This is a genomic window from Citreicoccus inhibens (assembly GCF_019039035.1).
Lineage (GTDB): Bacteria > Myxococcota > Myxococcia > Myxococcales > Myxococcaceae > Citreicoccus > Citreicoccus inhibens.
In genome coordinates this window covers 40,621-61,874 of record NZ_JAHNZT010000008.1, presented here as the reverse complement: position 1 = coordinate 61,874, position 21,254 = coordinate 40,621, and the positions used below count along the sequence as shown (strand labels likewise).

Below are 21,254 nucleotides of genomic sequence, written 5' to 3'. Positions count from 1 at the left end.
GTTACTTCCGGTCTCCGGTCCACTGCCCGATGCGGAAGATGACGAATTCGGCCGGACGCAGCGGCGCCACGCCGATGAGGCAGACCAGCCGACCGTTATCCAGGTCGTTCTGGGTCATGGTGCTGCGGTCGCACTTCACGAAGTACGCCTTGTCCGGCTTGTCTCCGAGCAGCGCGCCCGTCTGCCATTCATTGAGCAGGAAGTCCTCGATGGTGCGCCGCACGCTCGCCCAGAGTTGATCGCCATTGGGCTCGAACACCGCCCACTGCGTCCCCTTGTCGATGGACCGCTCCAGGTAGGCGAAGTATCGGCGCAGGTTCACGTACTTCCACTCGGGATCCGAGCTCACCGTGCGCGCGCCCCAGAGCCGGTAGCCGCGCCCCTCGAAGTAGCGGAAGGCGTTGATACCCTCGGGGTTGAGAACCTCCTGCTGGGACTTGCTCAGGTTGGACTCGAAGCCGAGCGCCAGGTTCACCACCTCGTTGGCGGGGGCCTTGTACACGGCGCGGTTGACGTCGTTGCGCGCGTAGATGCCCGCCACGAAGCCGCTCGGTGGCAGGAAGATGGGCTGGCGCGTCACCGGGTCCAGCACCTTCACCCACGGGTAATAGAGCGCTCCGTAGCTGGAGTCGATCTTCGCGCGCTGGGCGCGCACCTGCCCCAGCGTCTGTCCATTGCCGCTGTCGAGTACCGCGATGCGGTACTTCATCCGCTGGCAATGGCTGATGAGCGCGTTGAGCACCGTGGCCGCGTGCGTGCCGTAGCCGTTCTCGTAGCCGAAGGTGGAGCCCGGCGCGGCGACGATGGAGATGTCCTCCAAGTCCTCGAACTGCACGAGGCCCGTCTTGCGCGTGGTGTTGGGGATCTGCCGGCCCAGGTAGTCATCGCCCTGGGGGCGCTCTCCATCCACGCCGCCCTTGAGCAGCACCTCCAGAGAGCGCTGGGACTCTGGAGAATCAGGATTGTCCAGCGCCAGCTCCAGCGCGGGGCTCATGACCGGGCTGGCGAGGCTCGCGTCGAGGAACGCCTGGAGGACCTCCAGGCCCGTCTTGAGTTGCTGCGTGTCGATGATGACCGGCACATCGCGGTTCTTCGCGGGCTGGGTGGCATCCAGGAGGAATCGGTCGGTGAGCGAATCCGCCGAGCCATTGCGCGCGTGCGTGGGGTCCAGGGCCAGGCCGTCCCAGACCTGCGAGGCCGCGGGCTCATCCGTGGGGATGACCGTCACCGCCAGGGTGAGGACGCGCAGCTCGTAGCCCTCGTCCTTGGTCAGACTGGACAGGGCGATGGGCGAGCCGGGGCCTCCGGTGAAGACCCAGTCCTGGACGTCCTCGCTCCAGGTCGCCAGATAGAACTCTCCGGCGCCCACGGGGCTGGCCAGCGGCGACTGGGTGTCGCGCAGCAACACCACGTCCTTCTCCAGGAGCGCGCCCACCTTGGGCGTGCTGCCCTCGAAGGACAGGACGTTCTGGCCCAGTCGCAACGAGAAGCGCACGCGCAGGTTGCCCGCCGAGCCTGGATAGCGCGCGGTGAGCAGCAGCGTCTTCTTCTTGTTCGTCGCGGCGGGCTCCAGCAGCGCTCTCGCGTGCCCGTCGTTGTAGGCGCTCTGGACGGAGCCCGTGGTGATGTCGATGGTCGCGTCGATGCCGCTGTACGTCGTGTCATCGAGCTGGCGGAACAGGCGGCCCACGTACAGTCGCTTGCCTCCTTCCTCGAAGAAGGCGCGCACGGCGTGCCATGTGTAGTTGTGGAGCGTGCCGGCCTTCTTGAAGTCGAGCTGGCGGCGGTTGCCATAGACGCGCTCGAACTCCACCACGCTGGTGATGAGGTCCGGCTCCAGGTCCACGGGCCCGTAGCGCGCAGGACCCACGAAGCCAGTGGTGGTCGTGCTCACGCCCTCGATGGACTTGGCACGGAACGAGGTCTCTTCGACGAATACGCCGGGAGCAAGATATTCGGGCATCGGTCTTTCCTAGGGAGGTGAACCCGTGGGCGTGATCCACAGCCGGGAACGCGGTGCGCCCTGGGTCTTCAGGACGAGCTCCTGGCCGTATCGCAGCGTGGGCTCGAGCAACTCGAGCGAGGTGCCCGCATCCGGCCAGACCCACGAGGATGGTTGGGACAGGGTGACGCGCAGGTCAGGCCGCGCGGGCACGGGCGAGCGCCGCGCGTAGTGGATTCGCACCGCCAGCGCCCACGATTGTTCGAGCAAGGGTGGACCTGAGGGCAGCGTCGACGCATCCGCGAACGAGCCCGGGGGCAGGTCCACGGGCGCGGGGTACTGAAAGAAGAGGGCGAGCCGGCCCTGCGCGTCCGTCACCCCGCGCGCGACCGGGCCTCCCTCGGGAGTGACCTCCACGCGCGCCCAGGCCGCGGGCGCTCGGGCGTGCGTGTCCCAGAGCTCCGCGCGGAGCACGGCCAGCGGTGTGCCGGTGACGCGCGCGGGCGCGGAGAACAGCGGCACGGACGGCGGCCTCGCCAGAGTGGGTGGCGAGCCCGGCGGTGGGGCTTCGTCCAACTCGAACAGGCCACGGAAAGGCAGCTCCGCGCGGAACGAACACGGCAGGAAGCGTCCCAGCGAATCCTCCACCTCGACGGTGAAGGGCTGGCGCGGCGGGAGCTGGGCCCACCACGCGGCGTCCCCCATCTCCGCGCCGCCGATTTCGAAGGAGCGAAGCCCAGGCAGATCCGACAGGACGTGCACTCCCGAGCGACTGACGCTCGCCCGGCGGCGCAGGTGAGGCTGCCCTTCCGGGTACGCGCTCACGTCGAGCCCGTCGCCCACGAGTGTTCCCATCAACTCGTCGCGGAAGCGCACGCCCAAGGGCGCCACGCGCGACAGCGTCTCCAGCACGCGCGGGGCGGGCCTCATCCCTCGGTCCTCCCCAGGCCGAAGGCGCGCGTCTGCGCGGGCGGGCCCTGCGTGTCGGAGATGGCGGACTCAATCAACACCATGCGCGCGATGTACGTCGCGGACACCTGGATGTTGGGCTTGCCCACCTCCCAGACGTTGAGCATGTCTTGGATGGAGAGCGTGTCCTGCACGAGCGTCACCGTCTCGTCCGGGAGGAAGGTGTCGGGCTCGGGCCGGCCGTGGTGGTTGAGGAAGCCGGCGGTGAGCGTGGGGGTGTCCTCCAGCGTCCGCATGCTCCAGGCGAGCAGCCGGTGCTGCTTCGCGGCGGACTTCGCCCACGGCGTCAGGAGGTAACAGAGGTCCAGCGGAAGCGGCCGTCTCGCGCGGCGGCCGAGTGCGTCCTCCCGTCCGGACAGGTTGCGGCGAACGGTGCTGGGCGCGACGCGATACAGGAAGAGGGAGATGCCCTCGTCCATGGGCGTCTTGAAGTCGCCCGCCTGATACAGCTCGAACTTCGCGCCCTCGAACTCTGGCTTCGGGCACGATTGCTCGAGCAGCGCCAGGATGGCCTGCCCCACCGATGCGATTGCCGCGTACGTCGCCACCCGTTGTGTCCCCCGTGCGTCCGCGCCATCCAGGCTCCGAACCCTCCCTGGAGTTCGTGCCGAGCGTTGGCTCCTCCACAGCAACTGCCGGGCCACGCGTGATGTCGTGGCGGATCCACGGGATTGCGCGCACTTGCTACGTCTCGCGGAGCGCTGCGCGACGGCGCGGTGGACGAAAACATCCACCCCGGTGCGCATAACCTCGCGGGCTTGCTCGGAACGGAGGGGTGGATGAATGCGTCCACCGTCGTGACGGCCCTCGGCCGCCCGGCCCGCGGCAGGGGAAAAGTCGCGTCATGCGTGTGAATGAGGGAGGTCCACGCGGGCGCGGGTGGCCGCGTCATCGCAGTGGATCAGAAAAGTGCAGGTTGGCAGTGCGGCGAGCGTGGCGGTGTTCCGCTGGGAGGCCTGTGATGGCGCCGCGGCTCTGCCTGCGCCCCGGCGTGCACGCTGCCTCAGCTCAGCACGGAGGATGCCCGCGCGAGCCCGGGCGAGCGGGTCATCCTCGCTTGAAGACGGGCGAGGGACGAGTCGCGAGCGATGGGCGGCTCAGCGCGTTCGCAGGGTGAGTCCGTGCCGTCGCATCAGCTCGAAGAAGGCGCGGCGGTGCTTGCCGCTGGCTCGCGCAGCGGCGGCGATGTTGCCGGCGTGCTCGACGAGCGACTCCTCGACATAGGCTCGCTCGAAGGCATCCACCACTTTGCGCTTGGCTTCATGAAACGGCTCGCGCTGCGCGGGGGGGCGAGGACGCGCATCCAGTTCCGGTGTGGCTTTCGCCTGGGGAAGCAGTGGCAGGTCTCCCTCGTCCACGCGCGAGCCCGCGCGAGTGCACAGCAGACAGCGCGCGCAGTTCTCCAACTCGCGCACGTTCCCCGGCCAGGAGTAGGTCCGCAGCCGCTCCAGCGCGGCATCCGAGAAGGTCACGGGGGCCTTGCCGTACTCGGCGGCGTAACGCTGGAGGAAGTGCTCCATCAACAGCGGGATGTCCTCGGGGCGCTCGCGCAGCGCGGGCACCTCCAGAGGCACCACCCGCAGGCGGAAGAAGAGGTCGAAGCGAAAGGTGCCCGCCTGTACCTCCGTGAGCAGGTCCGCATTGGTGGCGGCGATGATGCGCACGTTCGACCGCAAGGCGCGTGACGCCCCCAACGGCCGGTACTCCTTCTGCTGGATGAAGCGCAGCAGCTTCACCTGGGCGGACAGCGGCAGGGCATCCACTTCATCCAGGAACAGCGTGCCGTTCTCCGCCTCGGCCACCAACCCCTGGGCGCGCGCCTTGGCTCCAGTGAAGGCGCCGCTCACGTGCCCGAACAGCTCATTCTCGAAGAGCTCCGGTGGCACGGCTCCGCAGTTCACCGGGACGAAGGGCTGCGTGGTTCGGTGGCTGCGCTCATGGATGTGCCGCGCGTACAGCTCCTTGCCCACCCCGCTGGGCCCTTGGATCAGGACCTCGACGTCGTGCGTCGCAGCGGAGGACACCATGTCCAGCAGTCGGACATGCGCGCGGCTGCGACCAAGGATGGCGACCATGGCTTCCCCCCGTGTCCTACCTGACCGCCTGCGAGGTCATCTCGTCGTTCGAGAAATCAGCGGTCTTTTAAGAAACGTCCGAGTCGCCATTGATTCGGAGGTAGGAGGGGTACTGGGGACCTGTCAGGTCGCTCTCGACACTGCGGGCCCGAGGCCGTCAGTCGTGGGTGCCCACGTGCAGGTCGCCATGCGACTCGCAGACCCAATGAAATGCGCAGGAGCACGCGATGGCGCGGGCGCGGGTGCAGCAGCGTCCGCCAAAGTGCTCCGGCAGCGGCGTGCGGTCCTCGCAAGGAGGCTCGGGCAGCGCGTGTGGCGCGCTGCGTCCGGAGCGCGCGGGGAGGGACTCGCAGCAGCCGCGTGCCATGCACCGGGGGCACAGCGACAGTTCGCAATGCGCGCACCAGTCGAAGATTTCACCCGCACTGCCACGTCGCTCACATCCACCACAGGCGTCGAACATGGTCGGCCTCCTGGCTGACGTGCGGGAAGGTAGAGCAGGGGGCTGACATGCGGGGGCTCGGGTGGGTGGAGCGCCAGGCGAATCAACCGACAACTACGTCACTGTCGAAGGCTGGATCCTTTCGCTGGTGGACGGCCGACGCGTCGGGTCTGGCGGCACGGAGTTCCGGGCGGCGGGGGCCCTGCGCAGCTTGGAGGATTCTTCGGTGGCAGTCAGGAGGCGCGGTCCATGCGCAGTGAACGCCGCATCATCGGGGTCTTCGGCTCGGGAAAGGAGGCGCATGTGCCGGTGGTCGTGCCCCTGGCGAGATGGATCGCCGAGTCCGGATTCGACCTGCTCACGGGAGCGGGTGGCGGGGTCATGGGCGCGGCGGCCGAGGCCTTCGTTCAAGTGCGAGGGCGCCGAGGCATCTCCATTGGCATCGTCCCTGGGGGCATCGCGGGGGGAGGGCGCTACGAGCCCCGGAAGGGCTACCCCCATCGGGCCATCGAGCTGCCCATCTACACGCACCTGCCGCTCAGCGGTGAGCACGGCACCGAACCCATGAGCCGCAATCACATCAACGTCCTCACCCCCCATGCCCTGGTGGGCCTGCCCGGCGGTGAGGGGACCGCCTCCGAGAGCGCCCTGGCCCTGCGCTACGGCAAGCCCATCATCCTCCACGGCCCCCCCGAGGCGTTCCGCCACTTCCCCCCGGAACTGGAGCGCACCGTCTCGCTGGAGCGCGTCACCGAGTTCCTCCTCGCCGCCACCCGCGAGGTGGGCTGACGCCGGAGCCTGAACGCGATGCGTCAGGTCTGGGGTGCGTTTGACCCGCCCCGGCACGGCCGCACGCGCTGGGGTGCGCAAGGCCCACACGCCCCCGGGTGAAACGTCTAGGATGCGACAGCGGGGGGCGGACTTCTGGCGTTCAAGAATCTGGCGCCCGGCCGTTACCCCGTCGCCGCCATGATCAATGCCCAGTATCCCCTGGCCAGCTGGTTCCTCGTCGTCTCCACGTCGTTCTTCCTGTTCGTCTACGCGCTGCCGCTGCTGCTCATCCCCATGCGATGGGCGAAGTGGTTCGGTTGGGAGCTGCCCACGGGGAACAACGACCTGACGGTGTACTTCGGCCGATGCCTGGGCGGCGTGGCCCTGGCGGTCATCATCACGGTGGTGCAGTTCGTCCCGGACCCCAAGAGCCACCGGGCCATCTTCGAACTCATCGGCCTGGTGGGAGGATTGATGGTGGGGGTCCACGTCTGGGGCGCGCTGCGCCGCGCGCAACCGTGGGCGGAGACGGCCGAGATTCCGCTGTATGGCGCGGTCTGTGTCATCGCGTTCTGGCTCCGCTTCTCCACCCTGGCCTGAGCCGAGGAAGACCGCCCGGATGCTCCCGGAGAGCACAGACCCCGTCGTCGCGTCGCTGGTGCCGTACATCCCAGCCGCCGTCCTCGCGCGACTGGCGGACGCGGAGGCGTACACCCTGCCGCCGGTGGAGCCGGTGCGCGGAGCCATCCTCCTGCTGGACATCGCGGGCTTCACGCCCATCGTGGTGGGACTGAGCGGCGCGGGGCCTCGCGGAATCGACGCGCTCCAGCGCCTGCTCACCAGCTACTACACGGAGATGATTGGCGTCGTGCGCCAGCACGGCGGGGACATCTACCAGTTCGCGGGCGACTCCATCCTCACCTGCTTCGAGCCGCTCCCGGACGAGGGCGACGCGCTCGTGGTGCAGCGCGCGGCGGTGTGCGCGCTCCAGGTTCAGCGGCGACTGGCGCGCTTCGCGCAAATCGAGCTCCTGGGCCAGCGCTTCGGCGTGTCGTCACGCATCGGCGTGGGGTTCGGTGAATCGCACCGCATCGTGATGGGCTCCACGGGCCTGTGGATGCACCCGGCGCTCATCGGCGAGCCGCTCGCGCAGGCCGTCCTCGCGGAGAAGCGCGCCGCGGTGGGCGAGGTCATCCTCAGCGCCCAGGCTTGGGCGCTCGTGCCCGAGTCCGCGCGCCGGGGCGAGGTGCGCGACGACGGTTGCTTCCGCTTGGACCCCGCCGCGGCCCTGGAGGCGCGCACAGTGGAGGCGCGGCCCACGCCCGGCGGCCTGGAGCTGGTGGGGCGGTGCGCGCTGCTGCTGAACCCGGTCCTCTTCACGAAGATCACCACGGCGCACCAGCAGTTCTCGGGAGACTTCCGCGACGTCACCTGCTTCTTCCTGCGCTTCACCAGCGCGCGGGGCCCCTCCGAGGCAGAGGCCTTCACCGAGGAACTCAACGCCTTCTACGAGTTCGTGCAGAGGGAGAGCGCGCACCACGGCGGCGTGCTCCTGATGACGGACTTCACGGACAAGGGCAACGTGCTCTACGTCCTCTTCGGCGCGCCCACCGCGCTGCCGAACAAGGAGGTCTTGGCGTGCCGCCTGGCGTGCAAGCTCCAGCGTGAGAAGGACGCCTTCCCGTTCGTGCAGGAGCTGCAGATCGGCATCGCCACGGGCCACGCCTACTGCGGGGACATGGGCTCGCCCTGGCGCAAGGGGTACTCGGCGCTGGGCGAGGTGGTGAACATGGCCGCCCGCCTCATGACGCACGGGCGAGGCAGCGGAATCCACGTGGACGCCCACACCGAGGGGCGGCTCCACCAGGGCGGCTTCATCTCGGAGTTCGTGGGCGCCGCCCAGCTGAAGGGCGTGGCGCGCCCGGTGCCCGTCTATCGCCTCCAGTCGGAGATTCGCCGCAGCCTGTTCATCAAGGGCCGCGGGAGCATCGTCGGACGGCACCGCGAGCAGGACGTGCTGCGGCAGGCCGTGGAGGAGTCGTTGGACGGCGCGGGCCGGCTGTGCGTGGTGTCCGGTGAGGCGGGCATCGGCAAGTCCCGGTTGGGCGCGCGCGTGGTCGAGGACGCCGAGGACCGGGGCGCCCGCTCGCTGTACGGCATCTGCTACTCGTACGAGATGTTCACGCCCTTCTTCCCGTGGAAGGAGGTGTTGATCCAGGCGTTCGGACTCCACGAGGCGAACGATCTGGAGACGCAGCTCGCGCGCCTGCGCCAGGGCCTGGAGGGGTTGGAGGGCGTGGAGGACGAGTGGTTGCCCGTGATGGCGGGCATCCTGGGCCTGCCGGTGGAGGAGGCCGCCGTCACGCGCAACCTGGATGCGCGCAGCAAGCAGCTGCGTGTGTTCCAGATCATCTTCCTGTTGCTGGAGAGGCTCAGCCGCGTGCAGCCGTTGCTCCTCTTCTTCGAGGACCTGCACTGGGCGGACAACATCTCCATCGACCTGCTGGAGCACGTGGCCGCGCGGCTGTCCGAGCTGCGCATCACGCTGCTCGTCACGCTCCGGCCGGGCGGTGAGCAGCTCCGAGGCTTCCAAGGGCTCACCGGGTTGCGCACGCTGGAGCTGTCCAGCCTGGACGATGACGAGACCCGGGAGCTCTTGCGCCTGCACCTGCGCATGACGCCGCCGGACACCGGGCTGGAGGAACTGCTGCTGGCCAAGGTGCAGGGCAACCCGTTCTTCACCGAGTCCATCGTCCAGGGACTGGTGGAGCAGGGCTACGTGGGGCCGGTGGGGTTGGGCGAGGAGCGCATGGAGCTGAAGCGCAGCCTTCAAGGGCTGACGCTGCCGGACTCCATCCAGGACGTGGTGCTCGCGCGCATCGACCTGCTGAGCGAGACGGAGCAGTTGGTGGTGAAGGTGGCCTCGGTGATTGGCCGCATCTTCACGCTGGACGCGGTGGCGGCGCTCGCGCCGGAGTCCGTGGGGGCCTCGCGGATCCGCGAGGCCATCGACACGCTCACGAAGCTGGGCCTCATCCTCCTGGAGATGGAGGAGCCGTTCACCTGCATCTTCAAGCACATCGTCATCCGGGACGTGGCCTACAACACGCTGCTCGTGTCGGGGCGCGAGGATCTGCACCGGCGTCTGGCCCGCTACCTGGAAGCGCGCGCGGGGGACAATCCCTTCCAGTCCGCCGGAATCCTGGCCTACCACTTCCTGGCCGGGAATGATCCGCTCAAGGGCCTGGAGTACACGTTGATGGCGGCGCGCGGCGCGCGGGCGCAGTACGCCAACGACGACGCCCTGCACCACTACAACCGTGCGCTCGAGTTGCTCGGCACCGTCGAGGGAATGGATCCTGACGAGGTGCTGCGGCAGACGCGCACCGTCATGCAGGAGCTGGCCGAGACGCTGCTCCAGGCGGGCAACTACGCGGGCGCCATCCTGATGTTCGAGCAGTGCCTCGCGGACGAGCAGCTCGTCGCGCGGCAGGCGGAGATCCACCTGGGGCTGGGCCGAGCACACCAGGAGAAGGGCGAGTCCAGCCGCGCCACGCAGCACCTGGAGAAGTCCCTGGTGCTGATGGGCCGCAGCCTGCCCGGCAACCTGTTGGCCCTGGGGGTGCGCACGCTGGGCAACCTGCTGCTCCTGGCGCTGACGATGGTGCTGCCCTGGGTGCTGCGACCGCTGCCCTCGGCGCGGCTGTCTCAGTACTTGCGGCAGCTCTCCACGCTCTTCTCGCTCATCCGCATCTACTACTTCGCGGACATCAAGAAGCTCACCTGGGCCACGCTGGTGACGGTGAACATGGCCCGGCGCTCGCGCAGCGACTACGCGGTCAGCCTGGCCAGTGGCTTCTTCGCGTCGCTGCTGTTCGGCTCGGGACAGGTGAAGCGCTCGCTGCGCTACTGCGAGCGGGCTTTGAAGTACGCGCGGCGCGCGAGGGACCCCGTGGCGGAGGGACTCGCGCTCAGTCGCCTGGGCATCCAGGCTTTCTTCCGCAACGAGCTGCGGCGCGCGCGGGACTACCAGGAGCAGGCCGTGGCCACGCTCCGTCTGGTGGGCGAGCGCTGGGAGCGCCAGACGTGCCTCATGATGCAGGCGACAGGCGAGTTCCTCTGCTCGCGCTTCGAGGCGGCCGACCAGCTCTACCAGCAGATGCGCACCATTGGCGTAGAGCTCAATGCGCTGATGCACCAGGGCTGGGCGCACTCCTGGAGCCCCATGTGTCGCTACCTGCTGGGCCAGGGCGACGTGGGGGAGCTGTGCGCCGAGTTGGAGCAGGGGCTGCGCATCAGCGTGGAGGTGGATGACCTGGCCAACCAGTGCGCCAGCCTCAACCACCTGGCCAACGTGACGGTGCGCGAGCACCAGGTGGAGGAGGCGGCGCTGGTGGCCGTGCGCGCCTTCAGCACCATCTGGAGCTATCAGGTGCTGGTGCCCTTCCTTCAGGTGGGCTTGGTGGACGCGGCCGAGGCCGCTCTCTTCGCGCTGGAGGAAGGGGCCACGGTGGTGCCCCGCGCGGAGCTGTGGCGGGTCGTCCGCCGGAGCTGCTTCAAGGCGCGCGCCATCGCTCGGCTGTATCCGTATCTCAAGGGGCCGGCCCTGCGGGTCACCGCGCGGGCGCTGCGGCTGCGCAAGGGTGTGGCGGCCGCCGAACCCGTGTTCCTTCAAGCCATCGCGGTGCTGGAGGCCAGCCCCAACCGGTGGGAGACGGGCGTGGCCTACTTCGATGCCGCGGTGGCGCTGCCGCATCGCCGGGCGGCGTTCCTGGCTCGGGCCCGCGCCCTCTTCACGGACATTGGCGCTCGCGCCGAGCTGCGACGGATCGATCGCCTGGAGGCGGGCACGGCCGCGGGGGTCTCGCTCTCCGCTCCGGAGCGTGCCTCGGCCTGAGCCCTCGCCTCGCGCGGCGCATCCCTTTGTTCCACCCTCCGAGTTCCGTCATGTCCGCTGAGTCACCGCGCTTCCGAGTCAGCCTCATCATCGTCGTGTACATGCTGGTGGTGCATGCCCTGGCGGCGTCGGCCTTCGTCCTGCCCTGGCCACCCCATGCGCTGCCGGTGGCGCTCACGCTCTATGTGGCCATGGGGCTGGGCACGACGGTGGGCCTGCACCGGCTCATCTGCCATCGCGCCTTCGAGTGTCCCCGGTGGGTGGAGTACGGCCTCGTCACGGTGGCCATGCTGACGGGGCAGGGCAGCCCGCTGCTCTGGGCCGCCACGCATCGCATCCATCACGCGAAGGCGGACACGGAGGGCGACGTGCACTCGCCCGAGCGCGGACTCTGGTACGCGCACATGGGGTGGATCCTCAATGAGGCGTCCACGGATGACGACGCGTGGCGCACGTGGTGCAAGGACCTCGCGGGGGACCGGTACTACCACTGGCTCCTGCGCTTCCGCCTGGGGCCCCAGGTCATCGCGGTGCTGGTGCTGGGCTTGACGCTCGGGTGGCGCACGCTGCCCGCGTACTTCTTCCTGCCCATGGTGTCTTGGATGCAGAGCACCTACGCGGTGAACTCGGTGTGCCACGCGCGCGCTTTCGGTACGCGGGTGCACGACACGCGAGATCACAGCCGCAACGTCTGGTGGGTGAGCGTGCTCGCGCTGGGCGAGGGGTGGCACAACAACCACCACGCGTTCCCCGCGTCCGCCCGCCACGGTTGGGTCTGGTGGCAGGTGGACGTGGGCTGGACGTTCATCCGCTGCTTGCGCGCGGTGGGGTTGGCGCGGCAGGTCCACCTGCCCACGCCGAACCTCAGGTAAGCCGCTGGGGCTCCAGGCCCAGCGCGGCCATCTGCCGCACGTCCCACTCCTCCAGCGCATCCATGCCCGCGATGTAGCGGCGCGCCGGGTTCTTCACCGGATTGCGGATGCTGAGGATCTCCGGTCCGGAGAAGAGGATGGTCGTCTTGTAGCGCGGCATGGCGCTCATCGTGAGCTTGGACCAGTAGTGCCTGGCGATGTTGGGCAGGCTCCCCAGTTCGCTGCACAGGCGGTGGAAGTGCTCGATGACCTCGGAGGGGTGGAGCTGCTTGGGGCGGTGGCACAGCGTGTAGCCGTCATAGTCGCGGCTGATGGTGCCCGGGAGCAGGCGTCCCTCGGCCTGCAGCTCGCGGAAGAAGGGCGTCTCGGGATACGGGCAGACAATGCCCAGGAAGGTGATGGAGAAGTAGCGCAGGTCCGCCAGGTACTGCGGCAGCTTGAGCAGGTAGTCGTTGGTGTCGCCGTCCGAGCCGACGATGAGGCCGAAGGACAACAGGATGCCGGCGGAGAAGACGCGCTGGATGACGGCGTCCACCTCCGACAGCTTGTTCTGGCCCTTGTTCATCGCCTTGATGGAGTCCGGGTTGAGCGACTCCAGGCCCGTGTAGACGTACCGGCAGCCCGCCTTCGCCATCAGCCTCACGAGCGACTCGTCCTTGAGGACGTTGAAGGTCAGCGCGCAGCCCCAGGTCTTCTTCAGCGGGATGAGGGCCTCGCACAGCTCCCGCAGGTACTTGGGGGAACCGCCCAGGTTGTTGTCCAGGAAGACGAACGCGTCCTCCATCATCCCGAGGTAGTTCGGGTTCCAGCGCATGCGCGTCTGGATCTCGTCGATGACCTGGGGAATGGGGCGGAAGCGGTAGCGCTCGTTGCCGGTGAGGACGCAGAAATTGCAGGAGAACGGGCACCCGCGTGACGCCTCGATGCCCGGCAGGCGCACCTTGTTGTGCGTGAAGTCGATGAGCTCGTAGCGGTACGGCTGGATGGCCGCCGCGCCCTTCGAGGGCAAGGCGTAGCGCTTCTGGAGCGCGCCCCGCTCGAAGTCCGCGATGAGCGCGGGGACGTTGGACTCGGGCTCGCCGGTGATGACCGCGTCGAAGTACCGCTCGGCGTCGTCGGGGAAGTAGCTGGCGTGGCGCCCTCCGCCCACCGTCTTGATGCCGCGCTGGCGCAGCAGCGTGGAGAGCACCTTGGTGTGCTCGTAGTACGAGTGCAGGTACGAGAAGAAGACGAGATCCCAATCCCGATCCAACGGGATGTCCGTCTCCTTCTCGTTGAAGATCTCCACCTCGGCGTCCACGGGACACAGTCCCGCGATCAGCTCCGGGACGGAGGACTGCATGATGGAGGGTTCCTTGACGCGCAGCCGGGTAGGGTGCGTGTACGTGGCGATGACAGCGATCCGCATGCGGTGGCTTCCAGGCTCTTGGCGAGGAACGCCGGCCTTGGGCCCGTGCTCGGTCGTGAGCCCCCCGGTCATTCCGTGGAATCAGAATGACCCGGTGATTCAACCCTGGCAAAAAACCTCGGACGAAAGCGATATCAGGGCCTGTCTCGGAGTCCCGGATTCAGGGCGTCGGGCTGGGGCGCGCGGCGCCCACGCCGTCCGTCTGGACCCGGACCGCGCCCAGGGCGGCGTCATCTACCTGGATGGTTGTCTTGTTCTTGAGCGACGCGACGAGTGTGTCGACCGCTCCGGTGCGACGCTCCAGGAGCACGCGGCTCTCGATGCGCGGGCGGACCTGCTCCATCGTCAGTTCGAGCGCGGGCTCGCGCACCATGAGCTTGAGCACGTGCATGCCGCGCTCGGACTCCACCAGCGCCAGGTCATGCATGGCCTGGAGGCCGAAGGCCGCGTCCGCCACGGCCTTCCCCCAACGGGCGGAGAGCTGCTCGTGGGTCAGCGTGCCCAGGTCTCCCGAGGCCGCCTTCGACACCGCGTCATCGGAGCGGGCCTTCACCTGTTCGGAGAAGGCTATCTTCGCCGGGCCGGACTCCTTCTTGCGGATGTCCGCGTAGAGCGCCTCTGCCTCGGCCTTCACCGCCGCGTGCTTGGAATCGTTCGCGGCCGACGCCAGGAAGATCTGCAACACGCGTACCTTGGCTGGCTGTACGAACTCGGACAAATGATCCTGGTAATACTTGTTCAATTCCTCTTCGGTGAGCGGCCGGGCCTCCGCCTGCTCCGCTTGCCGTTGGATGAGCCGCTGCACCAGCAGCTTCTCCAGCGTGCCCTTCACCTCGGGGTCCTGCTCCAATCCCTGACGCCGCGCTTCCTGGAGGAGCAGTTCGAAGCGCACCATGTTGTCTAGGAATTCTTTTTTCGCCTCGAGCGTGGCGAAGCGCGAGCGGATAAGGGGGGGCTGGGATTCCAGCTTCGCCTCGATCTGCTGGGCCGTGATGGTTCCCTCGCCCACGCGAGCAACCACGGCGCCTTTCGCCTCGCTGGCCGCTCCGCTACCCGAACCCTTGCATGCACCGAGGAGAAACAGGGCTGTGGCTGACGCTGCGGCTATCTTCAGGATGTTCATGAATTGCAAATCCTAATGGTAATTCCGAACAGGGCGGACCCTCGACGGGGAAACGTGGCCGCCGGCACCGTACCAAAGCGGGCCGACATCACTCAAACGTGCATGGGGTAGGGCATTGAAAATGAATTGGCAGATCGCGCAGACTGCGCGGCGTCCAGCTGCTTTGCGATTCGAGGACATTTTGCGTCAGGCCAACAAGGCGGGGTGGGGATGGGTGGCGTGGTTGGTACTGGCGGGCTGCCAGCCGCCGTCGGCTGCCTCGTCTCCGGCACAGACTGCGTCTTCCTCGGTGGCCGTCGCGGCCCGTTTCAAGGGCGGCGTCATCACGCGCGAGGAGTTTCAGCGCGAGGCATTGCGGCTGCCGCCCGCGCTCCGCACCCAGTTCGAGAATCCGGCCGGCCGGCGCGAGTTCGCGCAATCCCTGGTCGACAAACGACTGCTGGTGGACGAGGCGAAGCGGCGAGGCATCGGGCAGCGTGAGGACATCGCCCGGCAGGTGCGGGAGTTGGAAGAGCGTCTCGTGGTCCAGGCCTTGCTGGCGGATGAGGAGCGGACGGCTCCGGCCCCCACCGAGACGGAGCTGCGGAGCGCCTACTCGGCGAACCGACAGGACTACGCGCAGCCGGAGCGCGTGCATGTGGGGCGAGTGCTGGCGGCGGTGCCGGAAGGAAGCAGTGCCGCGGAGCGCGCGAAGGCGCGGGCCCGCGCGGAGGGCTTCGTCCGTCGCTTCAAGGCGGGGGAAACGCTGGCGCGGATTCAAAGCAGCGGGGATGGGCCAGAGCGGGCGCTGGGGGGGGACCTGGGCCTGTTCGCGCGAGGCGAGTTGAAGGACCGACGCCTGGAGGACGCCGCGTTCGCGCTGCGTGACGTGAGCCAGGTGTCACCGGTGGTGGAGACCGCGGAGGGGTTCGCGGTGCTCCAGCTCATCGAGCGGCGAGAGGGGCGGATTCCGCCGTTCGAAGAGGTGCGGGGAGAGGTCGAGGGGCGGCTGGCGCCAGTGCGTCAGCGCAAGGTTTTCGATTCGCTGCGGGCCCGGCTCCGGGACGCGGCGGACGTTCATATCGAGTAGACGGCGCGTCGGGGACGCGTTGAGGGGAGAGGGGGAAGACCATGCAGTGGCTCTCCACGTGGCGCCTGGGGGCGCTGGGTGTCGTGCTGGCATTCGTGTGCGCGACGCCGGGCCTCGCCGTGGCGCAGTCCGCGCCGTCGGTGGTGGCCATCTATCCGGTGGTGCCTCCGCAGCCAGGGGCTCGCTCGGTGGAGCTGGGCTTCGAGGTCGAGGGGGGCGACGCCCGTCAGGTCGTCGTCAGCGTGCAGGGCACGTCGGTCTCGGCGGGCGCGTTCGCGGACCTGTCGCGGACCGTGGTTTCGCGGGACGAGGCGGGCGCGGTTCCATTCCATGTGTTGGTGCCGCTGAGCGCGCCACTCCCGGTAGATGGCCGCCTCACGGTGCGCGCATCTCCTGTGGTGTCGTCGGGGACGCAGGCCGCGACCGCCCAAGCGGTGCTGGATGCGGGCGCCCCGCCGCCGGGCTTCGCGTCAAACGCAGTGCGCGTACGGGCGTCCTCGGATGCGAGCCAGTTGCTGGTGGATGTTGCCTTCCAGGGGGCTGTGGCGCGCGCCGAGTTGACGGTGACGGGCGCGTCATCCTCCCTGTTGCGCACGGTGAAGGGCGACCTGGATGACGTGGAGGCGAACGCCTTCGTGGTGGCGCGCCGGCTGGTGGCCCATCCCCGTCTGACGTCGCCTGGGCAGGTGACGTTCTCCTTGCCTGTGCGCACGCCTGCCATTCCTCCCGATGGTGTGGTGGTCGCGGACGTGGCGCTGGTGGATCCGTTCGGCCGCACCGTCCACACCTCGACGGTGGAGTTCACGGACTCGAACGCGTTTGATCCGGTGCTCTCCCTGCGGGCTGGCCCCTCGCCCCTGCTGCTGTCCGAGGGGCCCGGGCAGCGAGTCACGCTGACGGCGACGGCGAAGTTCGCAATCGCAGGTGAGGTGAATGTCAGTGGTGCGTCGAGCGGCGCCACGTACACCTCCCAGGACGAGTCCGTGGCGATGGTCACGCGCGATGGGCAGGTGGTGGCGCGTGCCAATGGCACGACGACGGTGACGGTGGCGTATGCCGGCTACACGGCCTCGGTGCCGGTGGTGGTGGACTCCAAAGCGGTCCTCGCGTCGCTGGAGATTCTGCCCGCGCTGCCCGCGACGGCGGCGGTCATCGAGCGGGTAGGCGCAGCACTCCAGCTTCGGCTGGAGGGCGTGCTCACCAATGGCACCCGGGTTGACCTGACGCCCGCGGAGTTGGGGACGCAGTGGAGCTCCGAGGATGCCTCCAATCTGACGGTCTCTCCGGACGGACGGGTGACGTCGCTTCGCGCGGTTCCCACGCGGGTCTTCGCGAAGTATCCCGGACAGGCCCCTGTCTCGCTGAAGGTGGATGCGCGTGACGGGTTGCCAGACGTGACGCTCAGCGCTCCCGCGACGGTGGTCGCCGGGGGCAGTCTGGAGGTGCGGGCGACTGCCTCGGATGATGTGGGCGTCGCGCGGGTGGACTTCCTCGTCAACGGCGTACCGACGGTGTCCGATACCTCTCCGCCCTATGTGTTGCAGGTGAAGGCGCCTCCGTACTCGGGGGGCACGCTGGTGCTCCGCGCCCGGGTGGTGGACACCGCGCACCAGGAGCGGCTGTCGCCAGAGGTTCGGGTCGCGGTGACTGGAGTCCCTGCGCCCAGCGCGCGGCACGTGGTTTACGAGGCGCCTCAGGCAGGGCAGCTGCTCGTCGCCGGGTTGCCGCAGATTCTCCGGGTGACAAGCGGCGATTGGACCTCGGGCGCCTTGGCGCCGGGAGACTTCCAGTCGGTTCGCTTCACGGTGGATGACGCGCCCCTGGGCATGGCCGTCGCGCCGCGCGTCGAGATCCGCATGAAGTCGACGGATAAGGGCCAGGAGCCGGTCCTTGTCCCGCTGTGGGAGGTGAGCTTCGTTCCGCCGAAGACGGCCGCGGGGACCTCGGCCGTCATTCGCGCGGCCGCGGTGGATGGCTCGGGCGCGGAGGTTCCGGTGGAGGCGCTCGCCGTGCGAATCGCCGCGGACACCGCGCCGCTGCTCACCTTGAGTCAGCCAGTGGGGCCCATGACCGATGCGACCGTGGGCGCCCCCCTCGTCGTGGCGGGCTCGCTGGGGGATGACGCGCTCGCCTTTGGTGTGGATGTTCGCTTGTGGGTGGATGGGGCCGTGGTGGCGGGCACCCGGCTGTCGAAGGGCTCGCTGGGGAGTTCGCCCGCGGGCTCGGAGGACTTCGCGTTCACGTGGACGCCGCCCGCGACCAGCCTGGGCAAGCGCGTGAAGATCGAGGTCCAGGCCATCGACGTGGGAGGCAATGAGCGTCGTGTGGCGTTCAACGCGGTGGTGAAGGCGGATTCACCGCCGCAGTTGAGCATCCTGAGCCCTACGCATCAGGGCAGCGTCCTGGCTGGCTCGCATGTGTCCTTGCTCGCTGCGACCCTGGATGATTCGCAGCAGCCCGTCCAGGTGAGCTGGTTCGTGAATGGTGCGCCCGTGGGCTTGTCGAGCGCGGCGCCCTATGCCGTGAGCTATCTGCTGCCTCCCACATCGGCGGGGCAGACGTTCGTCATCGACGCGGTGGCCCGAGACAGCGCGGGCCAGGAGACCCGCCAGTCCGTCACGATCTTCTCCACGCCGGATGTGCAGCCACCGTCGCTGGCGCTCGTCACGCCCTCCCAGGGGGCGAAGGTGGTGCGGACCGAAGAACTCTTGGTGAGCGTGGCGGGGCTCGACGACGTCGAGGTGAGCAAGGTGGAGCTGCTCGTCGACGACGCGGTCGTCTTCACGGACACCGCACCCCCCAAGAACGCTGGGGTTCCGGGCAGCTTCGTCACCCATGCCATCGTGGCGCCTTCCTTGCTCCAGAGTCGGGCGGACCACCGCCTGCGGGCGCGTGCGTATGACGTCTCGGGCAACGTGGGGTTCTCGCCTGAGGTGTTGATCCACGCGTTGGGTGACTCGCCTCCCGAGGTCTCACTGCGCCGCCCCACTTCCGGTCAGCACGTCACGGTGGGCAGCAAGCTCGAGGTCGTGGTGGATGCCTCGGACGACGTGGCGGTCAAGAAGGTGGAGCTCTTCCTGGGCGCTACCTCCGTGGCCACGCGGGCGGTTCCTCCATACCGCTTCGAGGTGCCCATCTCCGGGCCGGCCCGCGGCGTGGTGCTGAAGGCGGTGGCCACGGACAGCGCGGACGCGACGGCTGAGTCCCAGGTCTCGGTGGAGATTGTCGAGGATACGCAGGCACCGCTCGTGGGGTTCCGAGCGCCAGCCGAGGGTGCCCGGGTGTTCGCGGGCCGGACGCTGAGCGTCGAGGTGGTGGCTTCGGACGATGTGGCGGTGGCCTGGGCGGAATTGTACCTGGGGGCGCAGCGCGTGGCCCGGCTGCAAGAGGGCGTGCGGGATGGCCTCTATCAGGTCTTCACCTTCCAGGTGCCCATCCCCGCGCAGCCCCCGACTCAGACGGAGCCTCAGAGTCTGGAGCTGCGAGCCGTGGCCTCCGACACCCATGGCCAGACGGCCGAGCGGAGGATCGCGGTCCTCGCCGTGCGAGACCAACCGCCCACCGTGACCGTGCTCTCCCCTCCGCCGGGCAGTCCCTACCGCGAGGGCGAGGACGTGCCGGTGGCTGTGATGCTCGCGGACGACGATGGCGTCATCGGGTGGGTGGGGGTGTCTGGCGACATCCTCCAGGGAACCCTGCCTGCTACGGGGCCTGCGCGAGATGTGCGCACGCCTCAGGTGGTGACGGTTCGTGCGCCCATCACCCATTTGGGCCAGCCGGAGACGGTGGGGGTCGTAGCGCGCGACACCGGGGGGCAGAACTCGGAGCCGGCGATGGTCGCGCTCCAAGTGACTCGCGATCTGCAGCCACCGACCGCGCTGCTGGTGTCGCCGCTGCCTTCTCGAGAAACCCCGTTGGAGGTGGTGCTGAACGGCTCACTGGGTGCGCGCGTGGAAGTGCGTGACGACGTCCGGGTGTCCCGCGTCGCGGTGCTCGTGGACGGGGTCGTGCGGCAGCAAACGGATGGCTCGGATCCGCTGAGGGTCGCGGAGGAGCGCTTCGAGGAGACCCGCGTTCCGGATCCGCTGGGGCCGGGCAGCATCCTGACCCGCCGAGAGTATGTGGGGAGTTTCGCGGGCACCGTTTCCCTCGGGGCGATAGCGGAGGGAAAGCACACCCTGGTGGCCCGTGCGTTCGACCCCGCAGGGAACGTCACGGAGACCTCGGCGGTGGACTTCGTCGTGAAGCCCCTGCTCGACAAGGAGGCTCCGCGCCTGACGTTGTCGTTGGCTGGAGGGCCGGACGAGCGCGTGTGCGTGGCGGGGACCACCGTGAACCTCACCGTGGCCGCGAGTGATGACGGTGAAGTCCGCGCGTTGGAGGCGAGCTTGGACGGGGAGCCACTTCACCTCCCGGCCTACTCGCCGGGCGCGAGTGTCGCCGTGACGGTTCCGGTTTTGCTGCCAACGCAAGGTGCGGGAACGCGGGTGCTGACATTCTCCGCGCGGGCCGTGGACTCGACCCTCAAGGTCACCGAGGCGAGCCTGACGCGCGTGCTCGTGGCGGATGCGGCCCCCTCGGTCGCGGTCATCCGTCCCCAGTCAGGTACAGCCATCACCGAGGAGCGTCGCGAGCAGATCCAGGTGGAACTGAAGGACGACGTGGGTTTGGAGTCTGGCTTCGTCGTGCTCTCCACCTCGGCCGCGCGGCTTTCTACGGAGACGCCGGATGCAGTGGAGGTCTCGGTCCCCAATGCCCTGCCGGAAGGCACTGCGTCTCAAGTGACGTGGAGCTTCGGGCAGGCCCAGACGTTCCGGGCGTCGGTGGATGCAGGGGCGCTGCGGATCGTTCCCCCGACCTCGGTCGACCTGGGGAATGCCCCGGGCCGCGTCAAGCTGCGAGTGGCGCCGTCCCCGACGGGGAAGGGAGCGCGAGCGCGGGTCGCCTATCGCTACCGCATTCGCGCGGGAGCCGAGACCTCCGCGTCCGTGCGCGACTTCCTCGCGGCGTATCCCCTGGGACGGGGCGAGGTGGTGCTCCGGGCCCCGCTGTACGAGGTGGATCTCGGTTTCCCGGCGACGGATGTCCAAGTCGATGAAGTTGATGTGGAGCTGCTTCCCGAGTCCACGGCGGGTGAGCCCATCGTGGTGTCCCGCACGGGGCTCGTGTTCGATGCCCTGGGTGTCCAGGCACGAGTGGTGGCAGGGGGCGAGTGGGTCGCGCTGGGCCTGCTGGACTCTCATTCAGTGACCCCTGGTCGCACCATTCAGCCACAAGCGCGACTGCGTCCGCCGATGGGCTGGGCGCCGCGTGCTGCGGTGCTGAGCGCGTTCACACGTGACACCGCGAGCAAGCGCGCGATGGCGGCGATTCCCCTGCGCGTGCAGCCAGACACCCAGGTCCCCTCGGTGATGGTGACGGATCCGGCCAATGGGAGCGCGGTCGTCGAGGGCTCGCCGGTGGCGGTGTCCCTGTCGTTCCAGGACAACGTCGAGGTTGAGTCGGCGGACCTGCGGGTGGACGGCCTGACGGTCGAGTCCTTCACGCGTCCAGGTTCCAGCGTCAGCACGTCGCTGGTGCTGCGCCGTCCGGCAAACGGTGCGCCCGTGGCGCTGTCTGTGGTGGCGCGTGATCGCGCTGGCAATGCTTCGGTGTCTGCCTCCACGTTCGTGGATGTGCGCCCGGA

Annotated in this window: 12 protein-coding genes (1 of these 12 running past the window's edge); 6 read left to right on the top strand and 6 right to left on the bottom strand. The window is 68.7% G+C overall.

Translation table 11 applies throughout. From position 1 onward, the window contains the following. Nucleotide 1: 1 nt before the first annotated feature. The 4 genes from KRR26_RS12670 to KRR26_RS12655 form a co-directional block, all read right to left on the bottom strand. A complete protein-coding gene (locus KRR26_RS12670; RefSeq protein WP_217079929.1) occupies nucleotides 2-1,963 on the bottom strand; it encodes a phage tail sheath family protein in 1,962 nt (653 codons plus the stop codon). 9 nt (nucleotides 1,964-1,972) lie between these two features. Next, nucleotides 1,973-2,872: a hypothetical protein gene (locus KRR26_RS12665; protein WP_217079928.1), complete on the bottom strand. Its 900-nt coding sequence runs from the start codon at nucleotides 2,870-2,872 to the stop codon at nucleotides 1,973-1,975. Beyond that, a complete protein-coding gene (locus KRR26_RS12660; protein WP_158611540.1) occupies nucleotides 2,869-3,459 on the bottom strand; it encodes a DUF4255 domain-containing protein in 591 nt (196 codons plus the stop codon). Before KRR26_RS12660 ends, KRR26_RS12665 begins: the two co-directional genes overlap by 4 nt. Before the next feature lie 549 nt (nucleotides 3,460-4,008). Further along, nucleotides 4,009-4,986 carry a sigma-54 interaction domain-containing protein gene (locus KRR26_RS12655; RefSeq protein WP_120208916.1) on the bottom strand — a complete coding sequence of 326 codons (978 nt, stop codon included), beginning with the start codon at nucleotides 4,984-4,986 and terminating at the stop codon, nucleotides 4,009-4,011. A 691-nt stretch (nucleotides 4,987-5,677) separates the two neighbouring features. Here KRR26_RS12655 and KRR26_RS12650 point away from each other — a divergent pair. The 4 genes from KRR26_RS12650 (at nucleotide 5,678) to KRR26_RS12635 (ending at nucleotide 11,968) form a co-directional block, all read left to right on the top strand. Continuing rightward, a complete protein-coding gene (locus KRR26_RS12650) occupies nucleotides 5,678-6,217 on the top strand; it encodes an SLOG cluster 4 domain-containing protein (RefSeq protein WP_120208919.1) in 540 nt (179 codons plus the stop codon). A 180-nt stretch (nucleotides 6,218-6,397) separates the two neighbouring features. Next, nucleotides 6,398-6,799 (top strand): hypothetical protein, encoded by a 402-nt coding sequence (locus tag KRR26_RS12645; RefSeq protein WP_120208921.1) that lies wholly within the window; start codon nucleotides 6,398-6,400, stop codon nucleotides 6,797-6,799. A gap of 19 nt (nucleotides 6,800-6,818) precedes the next feature. Continuing rightward, nucleotides 6,819-11,096 (top strand): AAA family ATPase, encoded by a 4,278-nt coding sequence (locus KRR26_RS12640; RefSeq protein WP_217079927.1) that lies wholly within the window; start codon nucleotides 6,819-6,821, stop codon nucleotides 11,094-11,096. A 50-nt stretch (nucleotides 11,097-11,146) separates the two neighbouring features. Beyond that, nucleotides 11,147-11,968 carry an acyl-CoA desaturase gene (locus KRR26_RS12635; protein ID WP_120208924.1) on the top strand — a complete coding sequence of 274 codons (822 nt, stop codon included), beginning with the start codon at nucleotides 11,147-11,149 and terminating at the stop codon, nucleotides 11,966-11,968. Here the strand turns inward: KRR26_RS12635 and KRR26_RS12630 are convergent. Together KRR26_RS12630 and KRR26_RS12625 are read right to left on the bottom strand one after the other, a co-directional pair. Next, the gene (locus KRR26_RS12630; RefSeq protein ID WP_217079926.1) at nucleotides 11,961-13,376 is read right to left on the bottom strand and encodes a B12-binding domain-containing radical SAM protein; all 1,416 of its coding nucleotides are present in this window, start codon (nucleotides 13,374-13,376) and stop codon (nucleotides 11,961-11,963) included. The genes KRR26_RS12635 and KRR26_RS12630 overlap by 8 nt on opposite strands. A gap of 160 nt (nucleotides 13,377-13,536) precedes the next feature. After that, a complete protein-coding gene (locus tag KRR26_RS12625) occupies nucleotides 13,537-14,499 on the bottom strand; it encodes a peptidylprolyl isomerase (protein ID WP_217079925.1) in 963 nt (320 codons plus the stop codon). 214 nt (nucleotides 14,500-14,713) lie between these two features. Between KRR26_RS12625 and KRR26_RS12620 the strand changes: the two genes are divergently transcribed. Continuing rightward, nucleotides 14,714-15,568 (top strand): peptidylprolyl isomerase, encoded by an 855-nt coding sequence (locus KRR26_RS12620; RefSeq protein WP_217079924.1) that lies wholly within the window; start codon nucleotides 14,714-14,716, stop codon nucleotides 15,566-15,568. A 41-nt stretch (nucleotides 15,569-15,609) separates the two neighbouring features. Beyond that, nucleotides 15,610-21,254: the start of an Ig-like domain-containing protein gene (locus KRR26_RS12615; RefSeq protein WP_217079923.1), read on the top strand. It continues 23,395 nt past the right edge of the window; 5,645 of the gene's 29,040 nt are visible here — the first part of the coding sequence; it begins with the start codon at nucleotides 15,610-15,612; its stop codon lies off the right edge, out of view.

Bases quoted from the DNA above. Each gene is read 5' to 3' on its own strand.
- KRR26_RS12650 (WP_120208919.1), top strand. From the start codon at position 5,678: ATGCGCAGTGAACGCCGCATCATCGGGGTCTTCGGCTCGGGAAAGGAG.
- KRR26_RS12665 (WP_217079928.1), bottom strand. From the start codon at position 2,872: ATGAGGCCCGCCCCGCGCGTGCTGGAGACGCTGTCGCGCGTGGCGCCC.
- KRR26_RS12670 (WP_217079929.1), bottom strand. From the start codon at position 1,963: ATGCCCGAATATCTTGCTCCCGGCGTATTCGTCGAAGAGACCTCGTTC.
- KRR26_RS12645 (WP_120208921.1), top strand. From the start codon at position 6,398: ATGATCAATGCCCAGTATCCCCTGGCCAGCTGGTTCCTCGTCGTCTCC.
- KRR26_RS12630 (WP_217079926.1), bottom strand. From the start codon at position 13,376: ATGCGGATCGCTGTCATCGCCACGTACACGCACCCTACCCGGCTGCGC.
- KRR26_RS12635 (WP_120208924.1), top strand. From the start codon at position 11,147: ATGTCCGCTGAGTCACCGCGCTTCCGAGTCAGCCTCATCATCGTCGTG.
- KRR26_RS12655 (WP_120208916.1), bottom strand. From the start codon at position 4,986: ATGGTCGCCATCCTTGGTCGCAGCCGCGCGCATGTCCGACTGCTGGAC.
- KRR26_RS12625 (WP_217079925.1), bottom strand. From the start codon at position 14,499: ATGAACATCCTGAAGATAGCCGCAGCGTCAGCCACAGCCCTGTTTCTC.
- KRR26_RS12640 (WP_217079927.1), top strand. From the start codon at position 6,819: ATGCTCCCGGAGAGCACAGACCCCGTCGTCGCGTCGCTGGTGCCGTAC.